This is a genomic window from Nostoc sp. (assembly GCF_036917455.1).
Lineage (GTDB): Bacteria > Cyanobacteriota > Cyanobacteriia > Cyanobacteriales > Nostocaceae > Nostoc.
In genome coordinates this window covers 1-6,358 of the sequence record NZ_JBALDK010000085.1, presented here as the reverse complement: position 1 = coordinate 6,358, position 6,358 = coordinate 1, and the positions used below count along the sequence as shown (strand labels likewise).

The window sequence follows — 6,358 nt, the reverse complement described above, 5'->3', positions numbered from 1 at the left end:
CATGAGCAAGTCTCAGCTAATTAATGCAATAACTGCTGTTAAGACTTCCTAGCCTCAAGCTTTGTAAGCCTTTCACCCATAGTATCAATTCTGTCATCGATTTTGTATAACACCTCAGACATCTTGTTTGTGGTGTTTTTTAGTGCGTTGATATCACCTTCTATGAGTGCATACGCTCTTTCTTTTGATATTTCATCCTTTCTCATTTGTCGTAGATATACCTGTTTGTCACTAAGGTAGACAACAAGTAGTGAGACAAATGCAGGACAAATTAAGCCGATAATCCACATGGTAATATTTGTTTCCATTGTAGGGTACATGTATTTGTAAAAGTGTCACTTACCCTGTCATTTTTTTTGACACTTTTTCTGTCATTAAAAGTGACACTTTTCAAATAAGGGTATTGGTAGATGTTGTAAGTCACAAAAAACCCCAAACAGCATATTTCACTGAATGGGGTAAAACACATCTCGCATTTTTACTTAGCGGGTGAGTTTTCCTTCTTCTTATTTACTCTTGTTAGTGTCCACAAAAAACGCTGACACCGTAACTGCAATACCAGTAATTAAATCACTAGCTTTACTCCCAATAACCTTTGCTTGCGATAGCAGATTACTAATTACCGCTACAAGTTGAGCATACTTCGATATTTGTTCGTTGTTTGCCATGGTTACTCCTTTATGGTGTTCCTGTATATTCGTAAATTGATAACGTGACATTTTTGAACCAATTGAATGGTCTAAACCACAAAGCATACGTACTGGCAACGTCTTTATCAAATATCAACAATGTAGGTTGGTTTAGTGATAGTAAATATCGTTGATTGATAAAGCTATCAACTGTTCCACCCTCTTGTATGCCAGTGCGTATCTTTTGTTTCACATATCCCAACTGCTTCCATCTTGGTTTTGCGTTATCAGAGTTTGCTTTTACCGTTAGAATGTGACTGTCAAAAAGTATAGGTATCACCAACTCACCGATCAATCCATAATCTGCATTTTCAACAGGGAGGTCGTGCCGTTGGGTGAAAGTCTCTTGATAAAAGAGTGACCAATTTGCAGTGTTCCCAAGCGATAAAGGCATACTCTTTAACTCCGTGATGTGATACGTGTTTCAGTGCCAAAGTTATTGAAAGTAGCACCTGACGATGCCTTACCTGCAACAGTAGGAACAGACGCGCCAAGTATTGCAGCCTCGATAGTTGCACTTTTGGTAGATGCATAGTGAAGCTTGACGCGAAAACGCTTACCAGCACCATTCACGGCAGTTGCTTGGGCACTTTTTAGTACACCACTACGAATGAGTTCAAAAACTGGTGTCAATGGACGTTTTAGATCATCCTCAGCAGTGGAAACTACTACTCCCGTTGCTGTGGCGATTGCTCCTGTGTAAAAGCCTTTTGCAGCGCGAAAATAGTACTTCTGAATTGTGTCAGCGTCAACAATGTGAACCAAGTCATATAAACCAGCCATACTTTTAACCTCTTGCAATTGTTAGCAAAATTATCCAAATGTAACGTGCGAGGGAATGACAGCCCCAAGGATAGTCTGCCCTCGGAAAGTCTTACCTGTCAGCCCACCTAGCGCAGTGCCGATGTGAGCCTGGTCTACGATAAGCTTTGCGGTTTTGCGCTTTGTTCCTACCTTGTACGAAATTCTTACGTGAAACACCTTGCCACCGTTAATAGCAGCTTGGAGATTTATTTTGTCAGCACCCACTGGTGGATCGCCTGTGAGCTTATTCACGCCCGTTACTGCACCTAACCCTTCATACTCATCAGGTAGCACCATTAAGAACTGATTGGGAGCTACACCGACAACGTGACCAACTTTTGCAACCATTTAGAACCCCTACGTTGTTATGTTGTACCGCTTGCCATGAATCAGTTTTATCACCTGCGGACAACGCTTCCTTGACTCGGAAACGTATAGACTTCCTAAGTTAGAATGCATCACGGTTGCATATTCCTTCAACCAGTAGGTATCTTACTGGCGCTACCAATTTTCAACGTTAAACAAACAAGAGCTTAAAAGACGGCATCAATAATGAGTAGCAGTGACAAGGATAATTTGCTAAAGCTTCTGAAGCGCGGTCTTGACGCTAGCATGTTACAGACATATCTTTAGTACTTGTGTACTATCTACAAAGCAATCTTTATGTCAGAACCTACTATCGTTCAAGTATTTGGCAGTAATGCAACACGTTTAGCTTCGGGTGCTACTACATCAACTTCAGGACTGTTTATCCCTGATAGCGCACTAATGACAGCAGGATTAACTACACCATCTACAGCGAGTGCTGAAGGGCATTTAGTAGCAGTTATTAAAAATGCTGAGTCGTATTTAACTCAAACTAATTTTGATGCAAATATTGACCAATCGCTAATAGTTAGTGATGGCTTTTCTAGTTTTACAACTAGAGGTAGTGATAATACAGCCTACAGACAAGACCAAAAAACAATATCACTCGCCAAAGTTGATATTGGTTCTACTGTCAACCCAGGTGATTACTAATAGCTATGAAATGTTGGAGGTTTTCAGGTCAAGGTGTTAACAACGATGCCTATTACGAGTATTTTGCTTGCGGTACATCCGCGACCTTTCAGGCAATGGAAGGAGGACAGGCACTTTTTCTTGATGGCAGCAGATTAGGGGGAGGCGGATTTGTTTATCGCAACGGTTCGCAATCGGCAAGTGCAGTTAACGATGCAACCCCAACACCTGGATATAACACATACGGTGAATGTAACGCTTGTAAGGTCGTTATAGTACTTTACGATTGCATAAACGGTGCGTGTACACCAAGTACAACGTACAAAACACCAGGATTGTACTCAGATATGAACGCTTGCGAACTCGCTTGTGGTACTGGGTGTAGTGGGAAATGTATTAGTAATAGCGACTGGGCACAAATCGAAGGTTTAGCATCACAACTTAAGAATCATGAGTGTTAAATTATGTCAGCTTCTAGCACTATTGGTAATTTAAAAAGTGCGCTTGGTTGCGCTAGCAAGTGCGATTGCTGTGAAAAGTTGCAAGCTCAAATTGATGCTATCAATGGCAAGCTAATCACTGAAGCAAAGGTGAGAGCTATCGCCCAATCGGTTGTCGATAGTGCTAAACCTGGTATCGTTGCTACGACCAAATCAGCATTAGAGCCGGGCATTACTAGTGCAGTAGTAGGAGGAATTACAGTAGTAATAGATAAACTCAAGCCAGATCTTGACCTTACCAAAGGACTAGCAAAACAAGGATACGATACCGCTAAAGCTACTGAAAAAATAAGCAATGATGCACTAGCAAAATCATTGGCAGAAGCACGCGCAAGACTTGCGGCTGAAGAAGCTTTGCGTGGCGAGATTAGCGGTATACGCAGTGTCGCCAATTCTGCAAAAGTAGAGAGTGCTGGTGCTGTAGGTAAAGCTGCGGCTGCATCCAAGGAAGCTCTTGATGCTGGTGCTGCTGTAGGTGGGCTAAAAGGACTTGTAAACGGTATTAGTGAAAAGGTAGATGGATTTGGCAAGGCGATTAATAGACTTGAAAATGCTGTAGGCAATGCTGTTGCTAGTGCTGCCAGAGCGGTCGGCATAAGCAATGAAGCACTCGCTGCAACGGGAAGACTGTTTGGGAAAGTAGCAGAAATATTCCAGATAATAGGAACTTTTGCAACACTAATAGAACAACTTGCTACATTAAATACTCTCGGTGGGCGGATTGATGCGGTAGAACGTGGCTTAGAAGCACTTGGTGCTAGTGTGTCGGGCATCCTGGGTAAACTGCTGGGACTACAAAACCGCATTAGTCGCAATGAGGCAACAATTGTCGATGTGAGAGCGATCGCAGTTGATGCCCGTTTAATTGGTGAGGGTGCAGCAAGGATTGGTGGTGCAGCACAAATCACTGCTACAAGGGCGGAAGCATCGGCAGCATCAGCCAGTGGTAAAGCATCCCAAGCACAGCTTACAGCCGATGGTGCTGTCAGAAATGCCAAGGTTGCGAACGATAATGCGACGACTGCATACAAGAAGGCAACCGAAGCGCAAGGAATTAGCGAACAAGCTAAACGTATCGGGCTAGATGCTCTGGGCAAGGCAGGTGTAGCACTGACTACGGCGCTTACTGCTCTTGCACTCTATCAAGGCATAAAATCACTGCGAGGATTGCAAGGTATTCCAGGAATACCGGGTAGGCAAGGGGAGCGTGGATTTCCAGGATTACAGGGCTTGCCAGGTAAGAATGGTATAAACGGGTTGAACGGGATAACTACCGTTGTGCAAATTCCTGGCACAACAGGTAAAGACGGTTTACCTGGTAAGCAAGGTATTCCAGGAGTGAGAGGTCAGAGAGGGTTGCAAGGTGCACCAGGAATTCCAGGAAAGGACGGTAAAGACGTGAATCCAGCAGATTTGGCGAGCTTACGAGGATTGATTATTCAACAACACGCCCAAACGAGAACAGTAGTGAATACTACTACTAGTAGTTTATTTGGCAGATTACAAGCAATTATTGTTGCAGGTAATACAGCACTAACAGCGCTGGTAACTGCAATTGCTACAAACACTTATGTGGAAAAAGCACTTGCTGTGTTGACATTTGCAGCAACGATACACAATGCCTTTATGCTGTCAAATAACCTTACCCAAACACTTGGCACTGTCATTGACCAGGTAGTAGGTTTGATACTTCCCAAAGGGCTGGACGGTACACCAATAAATATCGGCAACATCCTTGGCAAAGTAGCACATGAACTTATAGCTGATGTGATTGGTGAAGCAAACTACCAAACAATCAGTCAAGATTGGGCAAAAGCGAACAGAATATATCAAGCGGGTGCTAACGTTTTCAACCAACTATCAAACATGACGGGATTACTTACAGCAGGCATGGAAGTTATTGGTGGCAACGTCGGCAAGATCGGTAATGCACTTAAAAAGTGGGGTGTAGTTGGAGAAGCTGCGTACAATTTCATGAACCCACAGCCAAACCTGAAAGGGAAATTTTTTACTTTTTTGAACAGTGCAAATGATGAACTTAACACTATCGTTACCATGGTTGCTATTCCGATCGGTATTGGTGCTGCTGCTGCTGGCATCAATGACAGTGTTAGTGAGTTGACAAAAGCACTTGACCAAGTTGACCCCAAGGATGAGCATGGACAACCTATACCTGACACCAAGAACGGTGGATTCGTGAAATATCAGCCGGGTTTAACTCAGCCCGTTCCAACAGTCACAACTACACAGGCAGCACAAGACAAAGCCGATAGCACAAACATTATTCAAGCAACGCTTGACGATATATTTAATGCGAACGATTAAAAGTTATGGCTGACGATAAAATTTTTGTTCCCGATTATACCTGGACTGTTGCAAAGCCAGGGTCAAACATATCAAGTGGTGCAACTGTTCAAACCTTCACTCCATCGGTCAATGCTGCTACACCATTAGAAGATAGTTTACCTGATAACTTTGACCCATTTGAACACTTACAGCAGGTATACATTCCTCAACACAACGCAGCAGTAAGATTGTATTTTAGTGACCTTCCTAATGATTGGAAGCCTAACATTGCAACCGCTAGAAGTAGTCTGAGAACTGCTTGCACAATGCTGGATGGAGACAATCAATTGATGATGAACTTGCGCCATCACTTACTATTCGATCTACTGGGGTACGGTAAGTCTGACCTTATTGTTTACAACGGTAGTCGCAACGATATCCTTCCACCCGTTGACGGTCACCCTATCGTAAAGTTCTACTTTTCACAAGATATCGAAAGTGTTCCACATGGACAGAATCGCACTGACGCTGAGTACAGTTTTAGGTTAATGAATGAGACCGCTACAACCTTTACTAAAGCTAACGCTATGACATTAGCAACGAAGGTTAAGCAGCATATGATAGTGAGTAATCAAGGGATAATGTTTACCAAGGGAAAAAATATTTACTTGTATCGTGACGAAATGCATGGATACAGGTTGAAGCTTTATGGCAATCAAGAGGCAGATGCAATAGACCTCATTACACGAATGTTGGAATGCCAGGATTTAGCATTTGACGAAAACAAGCTCACTGTAAGCACTCCTAAGAAAAGCAACACTGTAACACCTGCCACTGTTGAAGTGTATGGCAAGGAAGTAAAAAAGAATCGGTATAGACCTATTGATAATGTAAGATTTCGATATGCTTATGTAGAAGTGCCTTTGTTGAAAAAACCTATATACCTTGTAGATACAACTTATAGGCATACACCACTTGTTCATTGAAATGTTATTTGAAAGCAAAATACCTGGCAACATTTTATAGTGTTACTGGGTATTTTTTTATGGAGCGGTATGTATTCTACAAAGTGTCACTTTT

Annotated in this window: 8 protein-coding genes; 4 read left to right on the top strand and 4 right to left on the bottom strand. The window is 42.5% G+C overall.

Annotated elements, in window-relative coordinates; all coding sequences use genetic code 11:
* Nucleotides 1-506: 506 nt before the first annotated feature.
* Genes V7K42_RS09215 through V7K42_RS09200 form a run of 4 tightly spaced genes read right to left on the bottom strand, consistent with a single transcriptional unit; the run spans nucleotide 507 to nucleotide 1,841 of the window.
* On the bottom strand, nucleotides 507-668 hold the full coding sequence (locus V7K42_RS09215) for a hypothetical protein (RefSeq protein WP_334915504.1): 162 nt from the start codon (nucleotides 666-668) through the stop codon (nucleotides 507-509).
* Between the two features lie 10 nt (nucleotides 669-678).
* Nucleotides 679-1,083 carry a hypothetical protein gene (locus V7K42_RS09210; RefSeq protein WP_334915502.1) on the bottom strand — a complete coding sequence of 135 codons (405 nt, stop codon included), beginning with the start codon at nucleotides 1,081-1,083 and terminating at the stop codon, nucleotides 679-681.
* A 5-nt stretch (nucleotides 1,084-1,088) separates the two neighbouring features.
* Nucleotides 1,089-1,472 (bottom strand): hypothetical protein, encoded by a 384-nt coding sequence (locus tag V7K42_RS09205; protein ID WP_334915500.1) that lies wholly within the window; start codon nucleotides 1,470-1,472, stop codon nucleotides 1,089-1,091.
* A 30-nt stretch (nucleotides 1,473-1,502) separates the two neighbouring features.
* On the bottom strand, nucleotides 1,503-1,841 hold the full coding sequence (locus tag V7K42_RS09200; protein WP_334915499.1) for a hypothetical protein: 339 nt from the start codon (nucleotides 1,839-1,841) through the stop codon (nucleotides 1,503-1,505).
* Between the two features lie 315 nt (nucleotides 1,842-2,156).
* Between V7K42_RS09200 and V7K42_RS09195 the strand changes: the two genes are divergently transcribed.
* Genes V7K42_RS09195 through V7K42_RS09180 form a run of 4 tightly spaced genes read left to right on the top strand, consistent with a single transcriptional unit; the run spans nucleotide 2,157 to nucleotide 6,264 of the window.
* Nucleotides 2,157-2,513 (top strand): hypothetical protein, encoded by a 357-nt coding sequence (locus V7K42_RS09195; RefSeq protein ID WP_334915498.1) that lies wholly within the window; start codon nucleotides 2,157-2,159, stop codon nucleotides 2,511-2,513.
* Between the two features lie 5 nt (nucleotides 2,514-2,518).
* Nucleotides 2,519-2,953, top strand: coding sequence for a hypothetical protein (locus V7K42_RS09190; RefSeq protein ID WP_334915496.1), 435 nt, complete (start codon nucleotides 2,519-2,521; stop codon nucleotides 2,951-2,953).
* 3 nt (nucleotides 2,954-2,956) lie between these two features.
* Nucleotides 2,957-5,317: a hypothetical protein gene (locus tag V7K42_RS09185; RefSeq protein ID WP_334915495.1), complete on the top strand. Its 2,361-nt coding sequence runs from the start codon at nucleotides 2,957-2,959 to the stop codon at nucleotides 5,315-5,317.
* A gap of 5 nt (nucleotides 5,318-5,322) precedes the next feature.
* Nucleotides 5,323-6,264 carry a hypothetical protein gene (locus V7K42_RS09180; protein WP_334915493.1) on the top strand — a complete coding sequence of 314 codons (942 nt, stop codon included), beginning with the start codon at nucleotides 5,323-5,325 and terminating at the stop codon, nucleotides 6,262-6,264.
* Nucleotides 6,265-6,358: the final 94 nt, after the last annotated feature.